Genomic DNA, 22,797 nt, shown 5'->3' on the forward strand with positions numbered 1-22,797 from the left:
CGGGTCTTGGTATGACCAGGGTCGCCAGCATCGGCGAATGCATGATCGAGTTGCGTCAGGCTCCGGGCGGTCAGCCCGGAGGGCTGTATTCGCGCTCCTATGGCGGTGACACGCTCAACACCGCCGTCTATCTGTCCCGGCTCGGCGTCCACATCGATTACATCACGGCGCTCGGCGATGATGCGCTGAGCGATGAGATGATCGCGGGCTGGGCGAGCGAAGGCATCGGCACCAAGCATGTCGCGCGATTGGCAGGCAAGCTGCCGGGGCTCTATCTGATCCAGACCGACGATAAAGGCGAGCGGTGCTTCTTCCACTGGCGCGAGAGCGCCGCCGCGCGCGAGCTGATGGATCTGCCCGAGACGGACGACATCCTGAACTCGCTTGCGACTTACGACATCGTCTATCTCTCGGCGATCACGCTCTCGATCCTGCGCGAGGACGGACGGGACCGCCTGATCGCGGCGCTGAAGCGCGCGCGGCTGCTGGGCACGCGCTTTGCGTTCGACACCAATTTCCGCGCCCGCGGCTGGCCGGACCTGAATGTGGCGCGGAAGGTCTTCAGCAGCGCGTTCGAGACCGCCGATATCGTGCTGGCCTCGACCGAGGATCTGGCGCCGCTTTATCCTGGCGAGAGCAACACGGCGCTGCTCGCCGGCATCTCGAGCCCCGAGGTGGTGCTGAAGCTTGCCGAGCCCGCCTGCATCGTGCGTTCGGCCGGGGGAACGCGCGAGGTGAGAGCGGAGCCGCTGCCGAAGCCAGTGGTCGATACCACGGCGGCCGGCGACAGTTTTGCCGCGGCCTATCTCGCCGCACGGCTCGGGGGTGCCGAGCCCGAGGAGGCGGCGCGCGCGGGCCATCGTCTGGCCGGCGTCGTGGTGTGCTATCCTGGTGCGATCATTCCGCGTTATGCCATGCCGCCGAAGAAGGCGCCTCGTCCCCCACCATCCCGCAAGGCCTCGCAATGACAACGACATCGAAGCAGGACCAGATCGCCGAGTTGATCCGCCAGGCCACCGTGATCCCGGTGCTGACCATCGAGCGACTTGCCGATGCGGTACCGCTCGCCAAGGCGCTGGTCGCGGGCGGCGTGCGGACGCTCGAGGTGACGCTGCGTACGGCGGTCGCGGCCGATGCGGCCAAAGCCATCATCGCCGAGGTGCCCGATGCGGTGGTCGGGATCGGCACGATCCTCAATGCCGGCGATCTGGCGCGCGCCGAGGCGCTCGGCGCCAAATTCGGCATCAGCCCGGGCGCGACGCCAGAACTGTTGAAGGCGGTCGCCGCCAGCCGGCTGCCTTTCGCGCCGGGGATCGCGACCGCCTCGGAGCTGATGCAGGCACTGGCGCACGGTTTCGACGTCGTCAAATTCTTCCCCGCCGAGCAGGCCGGCGGTATCAAGGCACTGCGGGCCTTGGCTGGTCCATTCCCGAATGTCAGGGTCTGCCCGACCGGCGGGATCGGTGAGGCGAATGCGGCGACCTGGCTCGCCGAGCCCAATGTGCTCGCGGTTGGTGGTTCCTGGCTGTGCCCGGCGGCCGATATCCGCGCCGGCAACTGGGCGGGCATAACCGCCATGTGCGCGAAGGCGATGAAAACGCTGAAAGCCGGCTAGAACGCCGTTCCGATAGGAACGGGTTCTAGATTGTGGTTTTGACGCGTTTTCTTCACGCGAACCGGTGTCCACTTCGCTCGAAAACGCTCTCGAGATGCGCTACATAACTCCCGAACAGGAACAGGGAGATACGGCCATGACAGCAGCCAGCATTGTGGGTTGGGCGCACACGCCATTCGGAAAGTTTGACGCGGAGACCGTCGAAGGCCTCGTCGTCAAGGTCGCCAACGAGGCGCTCGCCGATGCCGGCATTGCCGCATCCGACGTCGACGAGATCACGCTCGGCCATTTCAACGCCGGCTTCTCGCCGCAGGACTTTACGGCGTCACTGGTGCTGCAGGCCAATCCGGCGCTGCGCTTCAAGCCGACCACCCGCGTCGAGAACGCCTGCGCCACCGGATCGGCCGCCGTGCACCAGGGCATCCGCGCCATCGAGGCGGGCGCTGCGAAGATCGTGCTGGTCGTCGGCGTCGAACAGATGACGAAGACGCCAGGTCCGGAGATCGGCAAGAACCTCCTGAAGGCGTCCTATCTGCCTGAAGACGGCGACACGGTCGGCGGCTTCGCCGGCGTGTTTGGCAAGATCGCGCAGGCCTATTTCCAGAAATACGGCGACCAGTCGGATGCGCTGGCAATGATCGCCGCCAAGAACCACAAGAACGGCGTCGCCAACCCCTATGCGCAGATGCGCAAGGATTTCGGGTTCGAGTTCTGCCGCGCCGAGAGTGACAAGAACCCGTTCGTCGCCGGTCCCTTGAAGCGCACCGATTGCTCGCTGGTCTCCGACGGCGCCGCCGCGCTGGTGCTGACCGATGCCGAGACCGCCAAGACCATGGGCAAGGCGGTGAACATCCGCGCCACCGCCCATGCGCAGGATTTCCTGCCGATGTCCAAGCGCGACATCCTGCAGTTCGAAGGCTGCACTATTGCCTGGCAGCGCGCGCTGCAGAAGGCCGGCCTGCAGCTCTCCGATCTCTCCTTCGTCGAGACCCACGACTGCTTCACGGTCGCCGAACTGATCGAATATGAAGCGATGGGCCTGACGCCGAAGGGCCAGGGGGCGCGCGCGATCATGGAAGGCTGGACCCAGAAGGATGGCAAGCTGCCGGTCAACCCGTCCGGCGGCCTCAAGGCCAAGGGCCATCCGATCGGCGCCACCGGCGTCTCCATGCACGTGATGAGCGCGATGCAGCTCACGGGACAGGCGCCCGAGGGCATGCAGCTCAAGAACCCGCAGATCGGCGGTATCTTCAACATGGGCGGCGCTGCGGTCGCCAACTACGTCTCGATCCTCGAGCCGGCGAAGTAGCTTGAACATTGCCGAATGGCTGGCGGCGACGGCGCGGGCGCGTCCCGATGCACCGGCGCTGCTGACCGGGTTCGACCTCGACGCCGACTATGCAACCTTTGCCCGCCGCGCCGCCTCGATCGGGGCGGCGCTGGCACGCGATCACGGCATTGCCGCCGGCGACCGCATCGCGCTGTTTGCCGGCAATTGCACGCAATATCTCGAGTGCCTCTATGGCATCTGGTGGACCGGCGCCGCGGCAATCCCGATCAACGCCAAGCTGCACGGCCGCGAGGTGGCCTGGATCTGCGGCAATGGCGGCGCCAAACTGGCTTTCGTGTCCGACGACACGATCGGCGCGCTGACCGAAGCAAAGGACGACTGCCCCGCCGGCATGACCATGCTGTCGGTCGACAGCGACGCGTACAGGACGATGCGAAGCGGCGAGGGGCCAGCTGCGCCATTGCCGCGCGAAAGCAACGATCTCGCCTGGCTGTTCTACACCTCAGGCACGACAGGTCGACCCAAAGGCGTGATGCTCAGCCACGGCAATCTGGTTGCGATGTCGCTGTGCTATCTCGCCGACGTCGATCCTGCGACGCCGAACGATGCCTCGCTCTATGCGGCGCCGATCTCGCATGGTGCGGGCCTCTACAACTTCCCGCATGTCTGGATGGGCGGCCGCCACGTCGTTCCGGAGTCCGGCGGCTTCGAGCCGGACGAGGTGCTCAACCTCGGCCGCCAGCTCGACAATGTCGTGATGTTCGCGGCACCCACCATGGTGCGCCGCCTGGTCGATGCCGCCAAGAAGCGTTGCGAGAACGGCGAGGGACTGCGCACCATCATCTATGGCGGCGGGCCGATGTACACCGCCGACATCCTGGATGCGATCGCGACGATGGGCCAGCGCTTCGTGCAGATCTACGGCCAGGGCGAGTCGCCGATGACGATCACGGCGCTGTCGCGCGACTGGCACCGGGCGAGCGATCATCCCCGCTATCTCGAACGGCTGGCTTCGGTCGGCACCGCGCAGAGCGTCGTCACCGTGCGCATCACCGGCAAGGACGGCAAGCCGCTGCCCGCGGGCGAGACCGGCGAGATCGAGGTCAAGGGCCTAACCGTGATGCTCGGCTACTGGAACAATCCGAAGGCCAATGCCGAGACGCTGAAGGACGGCTGGCTGCGCACCGGCGATGTCGGCCGCCTCGATGCCGACGGCTTCCTGACGCTGTCCGACCGTTCCAAGGACGTGATCATCTCCGGCGGCACCAATATCTATCCGCGCGAGGTCGAGGAAGCGCTGCTGACGCATCCTGATGTCCGCGAGGTCTCTGCGATTGGTGTGCCAGATCCGGAATGGGGCGAGATCGTCGTCGCCTGCGTCGTGCTCGCGGACGGCGCCACCGCCGACGACGGCAGGCTCGACGCGCATTGCCTTGCCTCGATCGCCCGCTTCAAGCGGCCGAAGCGCTATGTCTATCTCGATGCCCTGCCGAAGAACAATTATGGCAAGGTGCTGAAGACCGCGCTGCGGGAGATGATGGCCAAAGGATCGGGTAAGGGATAGGCCGCGGCCTCCCGTCGCGCTAAGCTGCTCGCGCCTGTCACCGGGAGAACGGACCATGGGAATCGAGACGTCTCTGTCGCTGTCGGAAGTGAACGATCGCATCGCAATCCTCCGGGACAATATCAGGCAGCTGATCGAGCAGGCCGCAGGCGCTGCGGGCGCGGAAGTCGAGGAGCGCATCGCCGAGCGGCTCGAGCAGCAGAATGCGGAACTGGAAAAGCTCCTCAAGGCGCGCGAGACGATGACCGGGCAGTAGCCGGCATCGGGCCGGCGGTGGGCTTCGTCTTGCCCGCCCTGCGTTCCGCCGCGCGGAAACGATCCGGCCGCCGCCGCGCATACGCCCATACGCCCGGCGCAGCTTGATCTCGGCGAACAGCTCCCGTTAGTAGGCATGATCCGGAAAGTGCGAAGCGGCTTTCCGGAAAAGATCATGCTCAAAAGACGCCAAGCGCGATGACGCTCGCCTGATCTCATCACGCTCTAGCTGCGTAACCAGAACATCCGGGAGCGAACAGGACGATGGGACCATTGCAGGGTATCAAGGTCGTCGACATGACGACCGTGCTGATGGGGCCCTATGCCACCCAGATGCTCGGCGACTACGGCGCCGACGTCATCAAGGTGGAATCGCCCGACGGCGACGTGACGCGGCAGATCGGTCCGACCCGGCATCCCGGCATGGGGCCGGTGTTTCTCAACACTAACAGAAGCAAGCGCTCGGTCTGCCTCGACCTCAAAAAGCCGGCGGGGCGCGAAGCCGTGCTGCGGCTGATCGCGCAGGCCGATGTGCTGGTCTACAATGTGCGCCCGCAGGCGATGGCGCGGCTGCAGCTCGGCTACGATGTGGTCGCCAAGGTCAATCCGGGGCTGATCTATGCCGGCGTGTTCGGCTTTGGCCAGGAAGGGCCCTATGCCGCAAAGCCCGCCTATGACGATCTGATCCAGGGCGCCACCGCGCTGCCGGCGCTGATGGCGCAGACCTCGGACGGCGTGCCGCGCTACGTGCCGAATGCGCTGGTCGATCGCATCGTCGGGCTCACCGCGGTCGGCGCGATCTGCGCGAGCCTCGTGCATCGCGACCGAACCGGGCAGGGCCAGCGCGTTGACATTCCGATGTTCGAGACCATGGCCGGGTTCGTGATGGGCGACCACATGGGCGGGCTGACCTACGATCCGCCGCTCGACAAGGGCGGCTATGCGCGGCATCTGTCGCCGGACCGGCGGCCCTACAAGACACAGGACGGCTATATCTGCGTCATCGTCTACAACGACAAGCAGTGGGAGAATTTCTTCAAGGCGACCGGCCGCGACGATCTGCGCAGCAATCCGAAATTCGCGACCTTCGCCGGCCGCGCCACCAACATCGATGTCGTCTACGCCGAACTCGCGCGCATCCTGCAGACCAAGACCACGGCCGAGTGGAACGAGATCCTCGAGAAGGCCGACGTGCCCGTGATGCCGATGCACGATCTCGAGAGCCTGTTGCAGGACCCGCATATGGTCGCGACCGGCGTGTTCCCCGTGATCGATCATCCGACGGAGGGGCGTATCCGCAGCATGACGCCGTCGGCGCGCTGGTCGGAGACCAAGGTCGAGCCGAGCCGGCTGGCGCCCAGACTCGGCGAGCACAGCGCGGAGATTTTGCACGAGGCAGGTTTCTCCGCTGACGAGATCGCGGCGATGGTGCGCGACGGCGCGGCCAAAGTGGTGAAGGCATAGGAGCACGACAGATGGATTTCGCACTCTCCGCCAACCAGGAATCGATCCGCGACGCCGTCGCCAAAATCTGCACCCGCTTTGACGAGGCCTACTGGCTGAAGAAGGACAAGGAGGGCGGCTACCCGGCCGACTTCCATCGCGCGCTGGCCGATGCCGGCTGGCTCGGCATCTGCATCCCCGAGGAGTATGGCGGCTCAGGCCTCGGCATCACCGATGCCGCGATCATGATGCGCACGATCTCCGAATCCGGCGCCGGCATGTCCGGCGCATCGGCGGTGCACATGAATGTGTTCGGGCTCAATCCGGTGGTGGTGTTCGGCACCAAGGAGCAGTGCCAGCGCATGCTGCCGCCGATCATCGACGGCCGCGACAAGTCCTGCTTTGCAGTGACCGAGCCCAACACCGGCCTCAACACCACGCAGCTCAAGACCCGCGCGGTGCGCCAGGGCGACAAATACATCGTCAACGGCCAGAAGGTGTGGATCTCGACCGCGCAGGTCGCCAACAAGATCCTGCTGCTCGCGCGCACCACGCCGCTGGAGGAGGTGCGCAGCCCGACCCACGGCCTCAGCCTGTTCTACACCGATTTCGACCGCAAGCGCGTCACCGTGCACGAGATCGAGAAGATGGGCCGCAAGCCGGTCGATTCCAACGAGCTGTTCTTCGAGAATTTCGAGATTCCAGTCGAGGACCGCATCGGCGAGGAGGGCCGCGGCTTCGAATACATCCTGCACGGCATGAACCCGGAGCGCATCCTGATCGCAGCTGAAGCGGTCGGCCTCGGCCAGATCGCGCTGAAGCGGGCGTCGGAATACGCCAAGGGCCGCATCGTGTTCAACCGTCCGATCGGCATGAACCAGGGGATCCAGCATCCGCTGGCGAAGTGTTGGATGGAGCTGGAGGCCGCCTGGCTGATGGTGCTGCGCGCCGGCTGGCAATATGACCAAAATCTGCCCTGCGGCCCGGCCGCGAACGCGGCAAAGTATCTCGCTGCGGAAGCCGGCTTTCACGCCTGCGAGCAGGCGGTGATGACCCATGGCGGCTTCGGCTATGCCAAGGAATATCACGTCGAGCGCTATTTCAGGGAATCGCTGATCCCGCGCATCGCGCCGATCAGCCCGCAGCTCATCCTCAGCTTCATCGGCGAGAAGGTGCTCGGCCTTCCGAAGTCGTATTGAGGGTGGCCATGCGCTTCCCATCAGCGTCATTCCGGGATGCGCCGTCAGGCGCAGGCCCGGAATCCATAACCACGATCGTGAATATGGATTCCGGGCTCGCGCTACGCGCACCCCGGAATGACGCACTAAGAGGTACGCTGACATGAGCTTCGTCACCGGCGTCGGCCTCACATCCTACGGCAAGCATGAGGGCCTGTCCTCGCTCGACCTGATGAGCAATGCGGCCGAGCTTGCGATCTCCGATGCCGGACTGAAGCGTGCCGACATCGACGGCATCCTGTGCGGTTACTCCACGGTCTCGCCGCACATCATGCTGGCGACGGTATTCGCCGAGCATTTTGGTATTCGTCCGTCCTATGCCCACGCCGTGCAGGTCGGCGGCGCCACGGGCCTCGCGATGACCATGCTGGCGCATCACCTCGTCGACGCGGGTGTCGCAAAACACGTGCTGGTGGTCGGCGGCGAGAATCGCCTGACCGGGCAGAGCCGCGACGCATCGATCCAGGCGCTGGCCCAGGTCGGTCATCCCGATTACGAGGTGACGCTGGGGCCGACGATCCCGGCCTATTACGGCCTGGTCGCGACGCGTTACATGCATGAGTACGGGCTCACGCAGGAAGATCTTGCCGAGTTCGCGGTGCTGATGCGCAAGCACGCGCTGATGCATCCCGGCGCCCAGTTCCACGAGCCGATCACGGTTGCCGATGTGATGGCCTCGAAGCCGGTGGCGATGCCGCTCAAACTGCTCGACTGCTGCCCGGTGTCCGACGGCGGCGCGGCGTGCGTGATCAGCCGCGAGCCGACCGGCGAGCGGCGGGTTCGCATCCGCGGCTGCGCCCAGGCGCACACCCATCAGCACGTCACGGCCGCGCCCGCGCTGAGCGAGCTAGGTGCGGAGATCTCGATCGCTAAGGCGAAGGCGGCGTCGGGCATCGCCATATCAGACGTGCGTTACGCTGCGGTCTACGACAGCTTCACGATCACGCTCGCGATGCTGCTGGAAGATCTCGGCCTTGCCAAGCGCGGCGAGGCGGCCGCGCGGGTGCGCGCCGGCTATTTCAATCAAGATGGCGAGATGCCGCTCAACACCCATGGAGGCCTGCTCAGCTACGGCCATTGCGGCGTCGGCGGCGCGATGGCGCATCTGGTCGAAACCCAACTGCAGATGACCGGCCGCGCCGATAATCGCCAGGTGCGCGATGCCTCGGTCGCGCTGCTGCATGGCGACGGCGGCGTGCTGTCCTCCCATGTCAGCATGTTCCTGGAGCGCGTGCGATGAGCGGACCGATCATTGACTGGACCAGGGGCGCGGAAGCCATCGTCTATCAGACCTGTAACGCCTGCGGCGCGCTGCAATATTTCCGCCGCAGCTTCTGCGCCGCCTGCGGCTCATTCGATCTCGCCGAGCACCGCGCGAGCGGAGCAGGGACCGTGTATGCGACGTCGCTGGTCTGTCGCGCCGCGACACCGGAGACCCGGGCGCATGTACCCTACAACATCGTGCTCGTGGATGCCGACGAGGGCTTTCGCATGATGGCCCACGGCGACAACGACCTTGCCATCGGCGACAAGGTTTTGGCGCGCTTCACGCAATTTGCGGGACGGCTGGTTCCGTATTTCGCAAAGGCAAAATGAGGGGCTGAACGAACCGGTCAGAACGCAGGACCAGGCTGAATTGGTTCGCTCTTGCCCCTCATGGTTTACGGATAGCTTGTTTGGGCATGATCTTTCGGAAAACCGCTACACACTTTTCCGGATCATGCCTCAGTGCCAATAAAAGACAAAGCTGGCGATGACGAGCATCGCCGTCACCGCCAGCATTTGCGCAAGCGCTTCCGAGGCCGCCCTCTTGGTGGCTTCCTTCATGCGTTTCCCCTAGACTTGGGCGTGACTCATCGTTGCGCAAATTGCGCGAACGACGGCCAGATTTTGTACTCGGAACACCCCGCGTCGAGCATTCGCTTTTGACGAGTCCCCACTCAGCGAATATCGACTGTGTCAGGGTTGTATGGGAATGCGGCGGCAATTTGACTCGCGCGTGTTGCTCCTGCGACGGCCGGCGGATACTGTTTCGGAACCCGACAGAAACGACAGAGATCAAGGTTAGGAAATGGCCCGTATCGACTACTCCGATCCCGCGAAGGCAAGCCCGCGCACCCGCGAGATCCTCGACAAGAACCGCAACGCCAACATCTTTCGCATGATGGCGCATTCGCCGAGCTACTTTGAGCAGTACTGCCGGCTCGGCGGCGCGATCCGCCACAAGGGCGAGCTCGATCCGATCGTGCGCGAGATCGCGATCACACGCACCGGCATTCTCTGCGAGGCGCCTTACGAGATCGTCGCACACAAGCGCATCGGGAAGAATGTCGGCGTCACCGACGAGCAGAACGCCGCGCTGGAGAACTGGCAGTCGGCGACCTGCTTCGACGAGGTGCAGCGCGCGGCGCTGACCTTCACCGACGAGATCGTCAAGCTGAAGAAGCCGACGGATGCGACCTTCAAGGCGATCGCGGCGCTGTTGACCCCGGCGGCGCTGATCGAGCTGCAGCTCTCGGTCGGCTTCTACATCATGACGTCGAAGTTCCTCGAGACGTTCGAGATCGACATGCAGCCGGTGACGGAAGTGGTGAGCTGAGGTCTTTGCCTCTCCCCGCGTGCGGGGAGAGGCCGGATCGCATGAAATGCGATCCGGGTGAGGGGGGCCTCCGCGAGTCTAAACTCGAAGTCATTTTGCGGAGGCAGCCCCTCACCCCGGCCCTCTCCCCGTAAGAACGGGGAGAGGGAGAATTAAGCAACTACCCCGACGTCAGCAGATCGACCTTCGCATTCGCCACGATCAGCCGGTCGGCGAGGATTTGCGCGAGGTTGCGCATGATCCGTTCGCCGGCGCGTGGGTGCTGCTCGCGGAAGCGCTCGAAATCCCTGATCTCCACCTCGTAGGTGGTGGCCGACATGTCGGCGAGCACGTCCGCCGAGCGCTTGGGCTCCAATAGCGCCATCTCGCCGAACGCCATGCCGGCGGTCAGCGTCGCGAGCCGGATGCCGTCGGGCAGGGTGACGTGGACCACGCCGCTGCGCAAGAAGAACAGCGAGTTCGCCTCACTGCCCGCGGCAACGATCTTCTCGTTGGGCTGGTAGGTCCTGACCGCGCAGAGCGTGGTGAGGTCGGCGATCTCAGCCTCACTCAAGCCCGCGAGCAGCGGCTGCTCGGACAGCTCCGTCGTCTCGAGGAAATCGATCGAGCCGCCATAGCGGTAGACGATCTGGTCCTCGGCCCATTCGATCGCGGTGTCGAGCAGATAGAAATCCCTGATGTTGCCGAGCCGGTTGGTCCACTCGCTGATCGTGGTCCATTCACGCGAGGTCCGCTTGATGCCGGAGAGGATCACGGTGACGCCAAGCTCGGCGAGTTCCTGGAAGGATTCCGCCACCAGCCGCGCGCCGGCGCGGGTCGTCGCGGTGACGCGGCGCAGGTCGAAGATCACGAATTCCGGCCGCGGGCTGCCAGCGAGGCGGCGGGAGACGTAGTCGACATTGGAGAGCGACAGCGTGCCGACCAGTTCGATCACCCGCACCTCCTGGAAGTGCTTTGCCAGGATCTCTTGCTCCTGCGGCCGCCGCACCCGGCGGGACGGGTTCTTGCCGATATTGTAGTCGGCGATGATGCTGTGGCGGGCGTCGTCGCTGCGGTTCAGCATGTGCAGGTCGTAATGCGCCGACAACGCCTCGCAGACCTTGATGCCGCGCACGCTGTTGCCATGCTTGTCGAGCTTTGGCGAGTAGCTGCCGAGCCCGAGCCGCGCCGGCAGCGCCGCCAAAATGCCGCCGCCGACGCCGCTCTTGGCGGGGATGCCGACGCGGTAGATCCATTCGCCGGCGTAGTCGTACATGCCCGACGAGGTCATCACCGACAACGTGCGTGCGATCGCGTAGGGCGTCACCACCTGCTCGCCGGTCAGCGGATTGATGCCGCGGTTGGCCAGTGTCGCCGCCATCACCGCGGTGTCGCGCGCGGTGACGAGGATGGCGCATTGCCGGAAATAGACGTCGAGCACCGCGGGCACGTTTTCGGTGATCACGCTGTTGGTGCGCAGCAGATAGCCGATCGCCCGGTTGCGATCGCCGGTGGCGCTCTCGGAGGCGTAGACCGCCTCGTCGACATCGAGCTCGCGGCCGGCGAAGCGGCCGAGCGCCTGGCGGATGTAGTCGAATGCGCCGTCGCCCTTGTCGGCATGGAGCAGGCCGGAGCAGGCGATTGCGCCGGCATTCACCATCGCATTGAACGGGTGGTTATCGGCATTGAGCCGGATCGAGTTGAAGGGGTCGCCTGACGGTTCGACGCCGATCACGCTCTCCACCAGCTCGGCGCCCAGCGTGTCCAGCGCCAGCGCGAACACGAACGGCTTCGACATCGACTGGATGGTGAAGGGCACCCGGGTGTCGCCGACCTCGTAGACATGGCCGTCGAGCGTCGCGAGGCTGATGCCAAAATGGGCAGGGTCGGCCTTGCCGAGCTCCGGGATGTAGTCCGCCACCGCGCCGGCCACCTCTGGTAGGAAGTCTGCGTAACACGTGTGCAGAAACCGCAGCAGCGGCGGCTTCGAGCTGGACCAGGCCGTGGTGGTGGCGGTGACGGGGGGAGGCGATCGTTTCATCGCCTCCTGTTGTGCAACGCAATCAGGGCGCGCGCAACCGAGCGCACATCTCCATCAGTCGGGTGATGAGCCGAGCAGGCGCAAACCGATGGCTGTCGGTTTTCGAACAGATGTTCACAAAACGAGCGGTTGCTCGGCAATTGTGTCGCCATACGAAACTTTCGGGCCGGGAATGTTCCGAAAGCGAAACAGCATGCGACGCCGTGCGACTCCCAGAGGAACCACCGCCGATCACATGACATCTGGGAATTTGGTCCGAGCCGAGCGGCTTGACGGCCGCGCTCAGGTCTCAACGATCGCGACGGCCTGGCCCTCGGCGATGACGTCATCAATCCTGACCAGAATCGACTTGATTTTGCCTGCCGTCGTCGACGTGACCGGTATTTCCATCTTCATCGCTTCGACGAATGCGATCTCGTCGCCGTCGCCGATATTGCTGCCGGCCGCAACAGGAAGCGCGCAAACGCGCCCGGCAACTTCGGTCACAACCTTGATCTCTGGCATTCCACTCTCCGATACCGTCTTGCGGAAATTTCATCCGGCGAACGGCTTTTTGTTGTGGCGGCAGATTGCCTGAGGTAGCTTCTTCTGCAAGTGGAATTTTATTCCGCAAGACGGAATGGAGCCAAACAAGATGGGACGGCGCTCGGAACGGCTTAGCCGGCAGGGAATGCTCGCCAGCGAGACTGGCGATGGCGATGTCATCCAGGTGGTGTCGCGCGCGTTTGATGTGTTGCGGTGCTTCGAGGGGCACGAAGCGCGACTTGGCAATCTCGAAATCTCGAACCGCTGCGGCCTGCCGCGTTCGACGGTGTCGCGCTTGACGCACACGCTGACGCGGATGGGACAGCTCGTCTATCTGCCACGCGATCAGAAATATCGCATCGGCCCGAGCGCGGTCGCGATGAGCACGTCGATGATGAAGGGGCTGCAGCTGCGCAACCTGATCCGGCTGCGCTTGCAGGATGTCGCCGACCAGTTGCCCGGCACCGTGGGCTTCGTGATCCCCGACCGCTTTCATCTGGTCTATCTGGAGTTCGCACGCGCCGCGAACGCGCTCGGCCTGCATGAAGCCACCGGCAGCCGCATCTCGATGGCGACCACCGCTGCCGGCCACGCCTATACCGCAGCGCTCGATCCTGCGATCGGTGATGCGCTGATATCAGAAATGGAAGGCGAATTGCCGGACAGCGCCAAGATGCTGACGCCGCGCATCGCAGCCAATCGCCGTCATTTGCAGGAGCACGGCTACGTCGTCGCCTGCGGCCTGTGGAGCCCGCACATCAACGGCGTCGCGGTGCCGCTGTGGTCACCGCAATACCAGACCTATGTGGTCACCACGATCGGCCTGCTCTCGGCGATGTATGACGAGCAGCGGCTGCATCGCGAGGTCGCGCCGCTGATGGTCGACCTCGCCGCCGCGGTCGGCAGCCTACTCGAAGGCGCCGACGGCGATATCTTCAGCAATCGGATCGAACGCAAGTCACTTCCGGTGACCACCCATAACAACAACAAAATCATCAAGACGGAGGCAATGAATGAACTGGAAGCCGGAACTCGACGACCTCGCCCGGCGCGAAGCGTTCGCGCGGGAGATGGGAGGCGTTGACAAGGTCAAGCGGCAACGCGACCAGGGCCGGCTCACGGTTCGTGAGCGCATCGACAAGCTCGTCGACCAGAACAGCTTTCACGAGGTCGGTGCCATCTCCGGCATCGCCGAATATGACGAGAGCAACGAACTCAAGCATCTGACGCCGGCGAACTGCGTGTTCGGCCGCGCCCGGGTCGACAGACGCACCGTGGTCGTGGTCGGCGACGATTTCACCGTGCGCGGCGGCTCGGCCGATGCATCGATTTCCGCCAAGCCGCTGATGGCGGAGGAGATGGCGCACGACTTCCGCCTGCCGATCATTCGGGTGATCGAGGGCTCCGGCGGCGGCGGCTCGGTGAAGACGATCGAGACCAGGGGCGCGGCCAATCTACCCGGTGGTGTCGGCGGCACGCGCTGGTACTGGTACACGACCGCCAATCTGGCGCGCGTGCCGGTGGTCGGCCTCGGGCTCGGCTCAGTCGCAGGCTTAGGTGCGGCGCGGCTGGCGGCCACGCATTACTCGGTGATGACCAAGAGCTCCGCGATGTTCGTCGCCGGCCCGCCGGTGGTGAAGCGCCTGGGTCAGGATCTGACCAAGCAGGAGCTCGGCGGCGCCGACATCCAGACCCGCGCCGGCGCGATCGACCAGGCCGTCGAGACGGAGGAGGAGGCGTTCGACTACGCGCGGCGCTTCCTGTCCTATCTGCCGGCGTCGGTCTACGATCTGCCGCCGACCATTCCCTGCACCGACGACCCGGAACGTGCCGAGGAGTCGCTGCTGAAGGCCGTGCCGCGCAATCGCAAGCAGGTCTACAAGATGCGGCCGATCATCGATGCGGTCGTCGACAAGGGCTCGTTCTTCGAGGTCGCCGCCAATTTCGGCCGACCTGTGATCACCGGACTGGCGCGGATCGAGGGCCGGGCGGTGCTGCTGCTCGCCAGCGATCCCTTCCACTATGGCGGCTCGTGGACCGCGGACGCCTGCCAGAAGGTGATCCGCTGGGTCGATTTCGCCGAGACCTTCCATTTGCCGGTGGTTTACCTGATGGACTGCCCCGGCTTCATGATCGGGCTCGAGGCGGAGAAGTCGGCGACCATCCGCCACGGCGTGCGGGCGATGGCGGCGGTCAACCAGAGCACGGTGCCCTGGTGCACCATCATCATCCGCAACGCGTTCGGCGTCGCCGGCGTGGTGCATCAGCCGGCCAACCGCTTCTCGATGCGCTACGCCTGGCCGTCGGCCTATTGGGGCTCGCTGCCGCTCGAGGGCGGCATCGAGGCTGCCTATCGCGCCGAGATCGATGCGGCCAGCGATCCCGCCGCCAAGCTGCGCGAGATCGAGGACCGCCTCAACAAGCTGCGCTCGCCGTTCCGCTCGGCCGAGAAGTTCTGGGTCGAGGAAGTGATCGATCCGCGCAAGACGCGCTCGCTGCTCTGCGAGTTCGCGCGTCTGGCCGAGCCGATCCGCAAGGCCGGGCCGCCGAGCAACATGTCGACGCGGCCGTAGGGCTGTCGCCGCGACCCCAACGTGTCATGCGCGGGCCTGACCCGCACATCCATCGTCCGCAGCAGCGGACGAGTGAGTCATTCGAAGCGAGATGGATTGCCGGGTCGAGCCCGGCAATGACGACCTCATCTACTCGGCTTCGCGATGCACGTCGTGGATCACGATGCCCATGCCGTTCTCGGGCATCTTGATCCATTCGCGCCGCTTCAGCGAGCGCTTGGTGTCCTCGTGTCCGCTCGCCCAGTGCTCGCGCATCGAGGTGCCGGAGAATTCGTGGTCCTTGGCGTCGCCCTCATAGGCCTTCTGCTGATAGATCAGCTGCAGCAGCGTGATCCCGGGCAGCCGGCTGTTCGCCTTCTTGAGCTGGTGTTCGTCTTCCGACAGATGGTCATCGGGAATCTTTGACAGCGCGTTGTGCAGGGCGGTGCGCAGATTGTAGGTCTTGCGGTAGACGTCGGTGTTATAGCGGGTGCGCGACGAATACATGATGTCCTTGTGCCGGGCCATCACGTCCTGGATGTCGCGCGGCAGCGCACCGCGCGCCGAGAACAGGTCGACCTGGAACACCAGCGAGTTGGCATTGTCCTCCTGGTCGAGCAGGTGCTGCAGCGGCGTGTTGGACACGATGCCGCCATCCCAGAAATGATCGGTCCCGACCTTTACCATCGGCAGCGCCGGCGGCAGTGCGCCGCTCGCCATGATGTGCTCGGGGATGATCTCGTCATGGGCATTGTCGAAGTAGATGAAGTTGCCGGAGAGCACGTTCACCGCGCCGACCGCAAAGCGCATCTTCTTGGAATTGATGCGGTCGAAATCGACCAGCTCAAGCAGCGAGTCCCGCAAGGGCGTGGTATCGTAATAGCTGGTGGCGGTGCGCGCGCCGGCCGGGCTGAGCCACGGATTGGTCTGATGCGGGATGAAGAAGCCCGGTTGTCCCAGCGTCGTCGTCAGCCATGAGCTGGTGAAGTTGCGCGCTTTACGGAAGATGTCGCCGTCCGGGGTGTACTGCCAGATTTTGCGGCCGGTGATGCGATCCCAGAATGTGTGCAGCCGCTCCAGCCGCTTGTCAGGGGGATTGCCGGCGATGATCGCCGAGTTGATCGCGCCGATCGAGACGCCGCAGACCCAGTCGGGTTCGATGTTGGATTCATGCAGCGCCTGATAGACGCCGGCCTGATAGGCGCCGAGCGCACCGCCGCCCTGCAGAACCAGGGCCACGCGATCGCATCCTTCGGGACGCCAGCCGGGCGTCGCGTGATCGATTTCGTCGACATGAGGGGTACGCGCGTCCATATCAGACACTCCAAAAATTGCGGCGAGAATTCAGGGTGCCGATGACGCCGTGATGACAAGTGCCGCGCTGGCGCACGGCGCATCCGCCATGCCTGCCTGCATGGTTAGCATTCGCCTCATCAGCGAAACGCGGGTCACGCAAGCGTAACCGCGGTCATGCCCGTGACGGAAATCCCTCATATCGCTGTCAATCTCGGCCGCTAGCCTCCGCGCAATATTTCCGAACAGGGGGTTATCGCGATGCGCAGGGAAGATCTGCTCAAGCTTCCGTCCATGCCGGCTGCCGGTCCGAGCTATCCTGCCGGACCCTACCGCTTCATCGATCGCGAATTCCTCGTCATCACTTACGAGACCGATCCGGAATTGATCCGCGCCGGCCTGCCTGAGCCGCTGGAGCCGGTCGAGCAGGCGATCGTGCATTACGAATGGATCAAGATGCCCGACAGCTCCGGCTTCGGCAGCTACACCGAGTCCGGCCTCGTGATCCCCGCGCGACTACACGGCGAGGAGGTCAATTTCGTCTGCCAGATGTATCTCGACGATGATCCGCCGATCGCGGCCGGCCGCGAGATCTGGGGGGTTCCGAAGAAATACGCCCATCCCAAGCTCGAGATCGTTAAGGACACGCTGACCGGTACGCTGGAATATGCCGGCCAGCTCGTCGCGATGGGCACGATGGGCTACAAGCACGAGAGCATGGCGGGCAATGGCGACATCACTCGCGCCACGCTGTCGAAGACGCAAGTCAATCTGAAGATGATCCCCGGCGTCGACGGTCATCTCGATATCTGCCAGCTCGTTGCGATCAACCTGACCGACATCGTCGTCAAGGGATCGTGGATCGGGCCAGGCCGCCTGCATCTCGTGCCGCACGTCAACGCACCAGTCGCGGATTTCCCGGTCAAGCGCGTGGTCGGCGCACATCACTATATCGCCGACCTGACGCTGCCGTTTGGTCGCGTCGCGCACGACTACAACAAGGAAGTCGCAGAGGCGGCGGCACCGACCGGACTCGCCGCAGAGTAGCACGCAGCGAAGCTCGATCAGGCCGCGACCGGTTTCGCCTCCGGCGCGACCTTGGGCTGCGGCCGCGAGATCGCCAGCACGCTCAGCGCGGCGATCACGCAAAGCGCCCCGGCGATGAAGAATGCCGGCAGATAGCTCGCATAGAGCGTGCGCGACAGCCCGGCGCCGAACGCGGCGGCGCCGGCGCCGAGCTGATGCCCGGCGAAGATCCAGCCGAACACCAGATTGGCGCGCTCGGCGCCGAAGCGCTGCGCGGTCAGGCGCACCGTCGGCGGCACGGTCGCGATCCAGTCGAGCCCGTAGAACATCGCAAACAGCGACAGGCCGTAGAAGGTGAAGTCGGAGTACGGCAGATACAGCAGCGACAGCCCGCGCAGGCCGTAGTACCAGAACAGCAGCCGGCGATTGTCGAAGCGGTCCGACAGCCAGCCCGAGATGATGGTGCCGAAGAAATCGAAGATGCCCATCGCGGCGAGCAGGCTCGCAGCCTGCACCTGCGGAATGCCGTAGTCGAGGCACATCGGGATCAGGTGGACCTGGACGAGGCCGTTGGTCGAGGCGCCGCAGACGAAGAAGGTCGCGAACAGGATCCAGAACACCGACGACTTCGAGGAGTCGCGCAGCGTGCCGAGCGCGGCCGCCATGATCGGTGCATTGGCCGGCGGCGGCGCGGGGAGCGGCGCGGTGCCCTCGTCGCCGAACGGGCGCAGGCCGACATCGCTCGGCCGGTCGCACATCACCATCAGCACGGCAAAGGCAGCGACGCCGAGCATGACGCAGACGAGGCCAAGCGCGACACGCCAGCCGTAACGCTCGGTGATGGTCGCGAGCAGCGGCAGGAAGGCGAGCTGCCCGGTGGCGACGCTCGCAGTGAGCATGCCGATCACGAGGCCGCGTCGTGCCACGAACCAGCGCGTCGCGATCGTCGCGCCGAGCACCAGCGCGGTCATGCCGGTGCCGATCCCGATCACGACGCCCCACAACAGGATGAGCTGCCAGACCTGCGTCATGGCGAGCGAGGCCAACAGTCCCGACACCACGATCAATTGCGCCGCCAGCGTCACGTTGCGCAGGCCGTAGCGGTTCATCAGCGCCGCGGCGAACGGCGCCATCAGCCCGAACAGGATGAAGCGGATCGACAGGGCGGAGGAGATCTCGGCGGTGGACCAGCCGAATTCCTTCTGCAGCGGCACGATGAAGACGCCGGGCGCGCCGACGGTGCCGGCCGAGATCAGCGCGGCCAGGAAGGTCACGGCAACCATCACCCAGCCGTAATGGATGTTGCGGCGGGCGAGGGTGGAAGCAAGCCAGTTCGAGATCATTGGGCCCTGGATGAAAAGCGATGAGGGTTTTATTCGTGATGCACAATATGCCACGAGGGAGCTATGGCTAAAATGCCAAAGTTCCCTCGTTTTCGGACTCGGCCGTGGGGCCGTTTTAAACTAGTGCGTGACCCGCTCGACCGCGATCGCGGTGGCTTCGCCGCCGCCGATGCACAAAGCGGCGACGCCGCGCTTCAGGTTCTGCGCCTCCAGCGCGTGCAGCAAGGTCACGATCAGCCGCGCGCCGGTGGCGCCGATCGGATGGCCGAGCGCACAGGCGCCGCCATTGATGTTCAGCCTGTCACGCGGAATGCCGAGATCGCGCTGCGCCGCCATCGCGACCACCGCGAACGCCTCGTTGATCTCGAACAGGTCGACATCGCCGACGCTCCAGCCGACCTTGTCGAGCAGCTTTCTGATCGCCGGGATCGGCGCGGTGGTGAACCATTGCGGCTCCTGGCTGTGGGTGGCGTGGCCCTTGATCTCGGCCAGCACCGGCAGGCCGTCGCGGTCGGCGAGCGAACGTCGCGCCAGGATCAGCGCCGCGGCGCCGTCGGCATTGGCCGAGGAGGCGGCCGGCGTGATCGTGCCATTGGCGCGGAACGCCGGCTTCAGGCCGGGGATCTTTGCCGGATCGACCTTCAGCGGGTGCTCGTCATTGGCGATGACGCGCGGACCGGCCTTCTCGGTGAGCGTGATCGGCGCGATCTCGGCTTTGAAGGCGCCGCCCTCGACCGCCTTGCGGGCGCGGCTCAGCGTCTCCATCGCATAGGTGTCCTGGTCGGCGCGGGTGAACTGATAGGCCTCCGCGGTCGCCTCGCCGAAATCGCCCATCGAGCGGCCGGTCTCGTAGGCGTCCTCGAGCCCGTCCATCATCATGTGGTCGATGATGCGGTCATGGCCGGCACGATAGCCGCCGCGGGCCTTTTGCAGCAGATAGGGCGCGTTGCTCATGCTCTCCATGCCGCCGGACAGCACGATCTCGGCCGAGCCGGCCTTGATGATGTCGTGGGCCAGCATGGTCGCCTTCATGCCGGAACCGCAGACCTTGTTGACGGTGGTGGCGCCGGTGGCGTCCGGCAGCCCGGCGCCGCGCGCGGCCTGGCGGGCCGGGGCCTGGCCCTGGCCGGCGGGCAGCACGTTGCCCATGAACACCTCATCGATGCGCTCGGGCGCGAGCTTGGCGCGCTCGAGCGCCGCGCCGATCACATGCGCGCCGAGCTTGTGGGCTGCGAGCGGCGTGAGTTCGCCCATGAAGCGGCCGAGCGGGGTGCGGGCGGCGGAGAGGATGACGACGGGATCGGCGCTGGTTGCCATGGCAGGATTCCCTTCAATGCCGGGGATTTGATTGAATTATTCTCATCATATGATGCGATGCAAAAAATGCAACTCCACGTCCTATGACAAAATGTCGTGTTCGCATGAGTTGGAGGGGCCGGGATAGTTCCGCAATCACCACCGTCGTCCCGGCGAAAGCCGGGACCCATAGCCACCGCACTTGATGACGAACGGGATTGTGGCCCCAGCGTCGCGCAGCAAATCCCATTTGGGGTAATGGGTCCTGGCTTTCGCCAGGACGACGATGAGGATGAGGCGCAAGTCAAGATATCAAGCAGCGCGGTGTCATCACCCGCGCATGCCGGTGATCCCGTATTCCAGAGGCGCCTGTGCGTGAGCCGAGAGGCCGCGGCGTACTGGATCGCCCGGTCGAGCCGGGCGATGACAGTTGAAGATGAGGACGCAACTTCGCATTCTCGCGACATGATTTGTCCGAGCTTTGCTTGTCGTTCCGCCCTCTGTCTTGCAGAGGGCGCAGGGAAAGCCGGGTGCCGATCGCACCCATGGGCCCCGAGCAAAAGGTAGAAAGCTCGGGGGTAGGACCACTGGTGTAACCGGAGACTCCGGCTTTCCCTGCGCGATGGGTTACGGCTCACTTCGTGCTCTCCCCGGCGAGACTGGGCTTGCTTGTCACCGTCTTCGCAACACGCGTTTTGCATCTTGCGAGGAGACACCGGCCGCTAGGGCGTCAGGACCACACGACTTCACCGTCCGCTTCGCGTGCCTTCGTCAGTCGCACGCTCAGCGTCCACCGCATCCCACGCCGCGTTCGTGACGACCGCGAAGCGCCCCTCGATCGGGTGAGACGGGCAAACCATACACCGAGTTGATTTTCGGATAAAGCGAAATATTTTTGCGGCGGGGGCTTGCGCCGGTGGGCAACTCAGTGATTGAGAATTTCTCCGCGGGAGCCGGCGCGTCCGGGCTTGCCCACGACGTGACCTAGTCCGACCGCCACGCGCCGAGCAAGAACCGCCGCTTCGGTGCGGTGCCTGCCTGCTTCTGCACATCGGGCAGGTCGACGGCGTAACGCTTCATCAGCAGCTTGATTGCGATCCCGATGATCACAAAGGGCGTCACGTAGATTGCGAAAACTTCGAAGGCGTTCATGTCGTCCTCCGCGGTTTCGGAGCAGGCATGCTAGCACAATCGTCGGGCGGGGGGGGGATGGCCGATCCGGGGTGCGCGCCGGACGAAATCGGGCGGGCCGTGCAACACGTTGCCGCTGATGCCGCCGCGCATGGCCGCATGCGGCGGCTTCGATTGACAGCGGCGGGCTCGGCGCTACGCTCTCGGAACAGGACGTTTTCTCAAGAGACTCAACGGCCGAAGCAAGACCCAGTATCAAGACCCAGAAGAACCAAGAAAAGGGCAGGACACGCCGTGACACGCGTCATCGCGTCTTGAGCGGGACCACGCGGACTTCCGCGCTCGCGCCATTTCGCATCCGCAGCTATCGCTTTCAATGGCCGTCCGATCTGCTCACCTCCTGGGCGTTCGAGGTCGAGACGCTGGTGCTCGGCTGGTACATCATGGTCGAGACCGGCTCGGTGCTGCTGCTGACCGCGATGGCCTCGTTGCAATATGTAGGAACGCTGGTCGCGCCGGTCGTCGGCATGATCGGCGACCGCATGGGGCATCGCGATCTGCTCGCCGTGATGCGCTTTGCCTATACCGCGCTCGCCGGCACCATCATGATTCTGGCGCTATCCGGCCATCTGGCGCCGCTGAATGTCATGATCATCGTCGCGCTGATGGGAGTGATCCGTCCGTCGGACCTCGGCGTGCGCGGCGCGCTGCTCGCCGACATCATGCCGCCGGCGCAGCTGGTCGGCGCCATCAGCCTGGCGCGCACGACGCAGGACTCGGCGCGAATCGCCGGCGCACTGAGCGGAGCGGGATTGTTCGCCGCGCTCGGCATCGGCTATGTCTATGTCGGGATCGCGAGCTTCTATTTCGTTGCCGCGGTGCTGATGCTCTGCATGAGCCGGCCGGCACAAGTGCACGGCGCGGCCGATCAATCGGCAAGCGACTTGCCCGGTTCGGCGCTGCTGCGCGACCTCAAGGAAGGCATCGTCTACGCCTGGAGCGGTCCCGGCATGCGCGCGGCGCTCTGTGTCGCGTTCCTCGCCAACCTCACCGCGTTTCCGCTCACCAACGGTCTATTGCCCTATGTCGCGCGCGACATCTTCCATACCGACCAGACCGGGCTCGGCTATCTCTCCGCGAGCTTCGCGTTCGGCTCGCTGATCGGCTCGATCACGCTCAGCATGGCCGGCGGCGTGCGCATCGCACGGCTTTTGATCGGCGCGACGCTCGCTTGGTATGCGATGCTTTTGGTGTTCGTCGAGCTCAGGACCATGCCGGTGGCGATGGCCTGCCTGGTGCTGGCCGGGATCGCGCAGAGCATGTCGATGATCTCCGCCGCCGTGATGCTGATGCGCAATGCCAGCGCGCATCTGCGCGGCCGCGTGATGGGCGTGCGCATGATGGTGATCTACGGCCTGCCGCTCGGCCTGCTCGCGGCCGGCAGCCTGATCGACCTGATCGGTTACACCGCGACCGGCACGTTGCTTGCGGCGGCTGGCTTCATCGCGATGCTCGCGATCGCGCTGCACTGGCGCGCCGATCTGTGGCCGGTGCACGCGCCGGCCAATGCGAGGTGAGTGAGGGCGTGGCGAGCACGCGTAGCCCG

General features: G+C 64.9%; 20 protein-coding genes. 14 read left to right on the top strand and 6 right to left on the bottom strand.

All coding sequences use genetic code 11. The features are described from left to right. Positions 1–11 precede the first annotated feature (11 nt). The 10 genes from ACVIGB_RS50865 to ACVIGB_RS50910 all read left to right on the top strand — a co-directional run bounded on the left by ACVIGB_RS50865 (position 12) and on the right by ACVIGB_RS50910 (position 10,005). Positions 12–968, top strand: coding sequence for a sugar kinase (locus ACVIGB_RS50865; protein ID WP_456723553.1), 957 nt, complete (start codon positions 12–14; stop codon positions 966–968). Next, on the top strand, positions 965–1,615 hold the full coding sequence (gene eda / locus ACVIGB_RS50870; protein ID WP_456723552.1) for a bifunctional 4-hydroxy-2-oxoglutarate aldolase/2-dehydro-3-deoxy-phosphogluconate aldolase: 651 nt from the start codon (positions 965–967) through the stop codon (positions 1,613–1,615). The genes ACVIGB_RS50865 and eda overlap by 4 nt, the downstream gene beginning before the upstream one ends. 136 nt (positions 1,616–1,751) lie before the next feature. Next, a complete protein-coding gene (locus ACVIGB_RS50875; protein ID WP_456723551.1) occupies positions 1,752–2,924 on the top strand; it encodes an acetyl-CoA acetyltransferase in 1,173 nt (390 codons plus the stop codon). A gap of 1 nt (position 2,925) precedes the next feature. After that, positions 2,926–4,470: a class I adenylate-forming enzyme family protein gene (locus tag ACVIGB_RS50880; protein ID WP_456723550.1), complete on the top strand. Its 1,545-nt coding sequence runs from the start codon at positions 2,926–2,928 to the stop codon at positions 4,468–4,470. A gap of 55 nt (positions 4,471–4,525) precedes the next feature. Next, positions 4,526–4,726 carry a hypothetical protein gene (locus ACVIGB_RS50885; RefSeq protein WP_092113071.1) on the top strand — a complete coding sequence of 67 codons (201 nt, stop codon included), beginning with the start codon at positions 4,526–4,528 and terminating at the stop codon, positions 4,724–4,726. A 263-nt stretch (positions 4,727–4,989) separates the two neighbouring features. After that, positions 4,990–6,189, top strand: coding sequence for a CaiB/BaiF CoA transferase family protein (locus ACVIGB_RS50890; RefSeq protein WP_456723549.1), 1,200 nt, complete (start codon positions 4,990–4,992; stop codon positions 6,187–6,189). An 11-nt stretch (positions 6,190–6,200) separates the two neighbouring features. After that, a complete protein-coding gene (locus ACVIGB_RS50895) occupies positions 6,201–7,367 on the top strand; it encodes an acyl-CoA dehydrogenase family protein (RefSeq protein WP_092113076.1) in 1,167 nt (388 codons plus the stop codon). 142 nt (positions 7,368–7,509) lie between these two features. Beyond that, positions 7,510–8,646 (top strand): thiolase family protein, encoded by a 1,137-nt coding sequence (locus ACVIGB_RS50900; protein ID WP_456723548.1) that lies wholly within the window; start codon positions 7,510–7,512, stop codon positions 8,644–8,646. Next, positions 8,643–9,002 (top strand): Zn-ribbon domain-containing OB-fold protein, encoded by a 360-nt coding sequence (locus ACVIGB_RS50905; RefSeq protein WP_456723547.1) that lies wholly within the window; start codon positions 8,643–8,645, stop codon positions 9,000–9,002. Before ACVIGB_RS50900 ends, ACVIGB_RS50905 begins: the two co-directional genes overlap by 4 nt. A 475-nt stretch (positions 9,003–9,477) precedes the next feature. Continuing rightward, complete coding sequence (locus ACVIGB_RS50910) at positions 9,478–10,005, top strand: carboxymuconolactone decarboxylase family protein (RefSeq protein WP_456723546.1); 528 nt, start codon at positions 9,478–9,480, stop codon at positions 10,003–10,005. 160 nt (positions 10,006–10,165) lie between these two features. Here ACVIGB_RS50910 and glsA read toward each other — a convergent pair whose 3' ends face one another. After that, positions 10,166–12,025, bottom strand: coding sequence for a glutaminase A (glsA, locus tag ACVIGB_RS50915; protein WP_456723545.1), 1,860 nt, complete (start codon positions 12,023–12,025; stop codon positions 10,166–10,168). A gap of 282 nt (positions 12,026–12,307) precedes the next feature. Next, positions 12,308–12,529 (bottom strand): acetyl-CoA carboxylase biotin carboxyl carrier protein subunit, encoded by a 222-nt coding sequence (locus tag ACVIGB_RS50920; protein WP_456723544.1) that lies wholly within the window; start codon positions 12,527–12,529, stop codon positions 12,308–12,310. Between the two features lie 130 nt (positions 12,530–12,659). Between ACVIGB_RS50920 and ACVIGB_RS50925 the strand changes: the two genes are divergently transcribed. Next, positions 12,660–13,634 carry an IclR family transcriptional regulator gene (locus ACVIGB_RS50925; RefSeq protein ID WP_456656293.1) on the top strand — a complete coding sequence of 325 codons (975 nt, stop codon included), beginning with the start codon at positions 12,660–12,662 and terminating at the stop codon, positions 13,632–13,634. Beyond that, positions 13,564–15,123, top strand: a complete 1,560-nt coding sequence (locus ACVIGB_RS50930; protein ID WP_456723543.1) for an acyl-CoA carboxylase subunit beta — start codon at positions 13,564–13,566, stop codon at positions 15,121–15,123. Before ACVIGB_RS50925 ends, ACVIGB_RS50930 begins: the two co-directional genes overlap by 71 nt. A 129-nt stretch (positions 15,124–15,252) precedes the next feature. Here ACVIGB_RS50930 and ACVIGB_RS50935 read toward each other — a convergent pair whose 3' ends face one another. After that, positions 15,253–16,416, bottom strand: a complete 1,164-nt coding sequence (locus ACVIGB_RS50935) for a patatin-like phospholipase family protein (RefSeq protein WP_456749365.1) — start codon at positions 16,414–16,416, stop codon at positions 15,253–15,255. 240 nt (positions 16,417–16,656) lie between these two features. On the opposite strand from ACVIGB_RS50935, the gene ACVIGB_RS50940 reads away from it, so the two are divergent. Continuing rightward, complete coding sequence (locus ACVIGB_RS50940; protein WP_456723542.1) at positions 16,657–17,442, top strand: acetoacetate decarboxylase; 786 nt, start codon at positions 16,657–16,659, stop codon at positions 17,440–17,442. Between the two features lie 17 nt (positions 17,443–17,459). Here the strand turns inward: ACVIGB_RS50940 and ACVIGB_RS50945 are convergent, their stop codons facing one another. From ACVIGB_RS50945 to ACVIGB_RS50955, 3 genes are all read right to left on the bottom strand, one after another. Further along, entirely contained in the window at positions 17,460–18,764 is a 1,305-nt protein-coding gene (locus ACVIGB_RS50945) for an MFS transporter (RefSeq protein WP_456723541.1), read from the bottom strand. Between the two features lie 120 nt (positions 18,765–18,884). Then, positions 18,885–20,081, bottom strand: a complete 1,197-nt coding sequence (locus ACVIGB_RS50950; protein ID WP_456723540.1) for an acetyl-CoA C-acyltransferase — start codon at positions 20,079–20,081, stop codon at positions 18,885–18,887. 963 nt (positions 20,082–21,044) lie between these two features. Further along, positions 21,045–21,212 (bottom strand): hypothetical protein, encoded by a 168-nt coding sequence (locus ACVIGB_RS50955; protein WP_456723539.1) that lies wholly within the window; start codon positions 21,210–21,212, stop codon positions 21,045–21,047. Positions 21,213–21,505: 293 nt separating this feature from the next. Between ACVIGB_RS50955 and ACVIGB_RS50960 the strand changes: the two genes are divergently transcribed. After that, the gene (locus ACVIGB_RS50960) at positions 21,506–22,768 is read left to right on the top strand and encodes an MFS transporter (RefSeq protein WP_456723538.1); all 1,263 of its coding nucleotides are present in this window, start codon (positions 21,506–21,508) and stop codon (positions 22,766–22,768) included. Positions 22,769–22,797 lie beyond the last annotated feature (29 nt).

The organism is Bradyrhizobium sp. USDA 4341 (assembly GCF_054063755.1).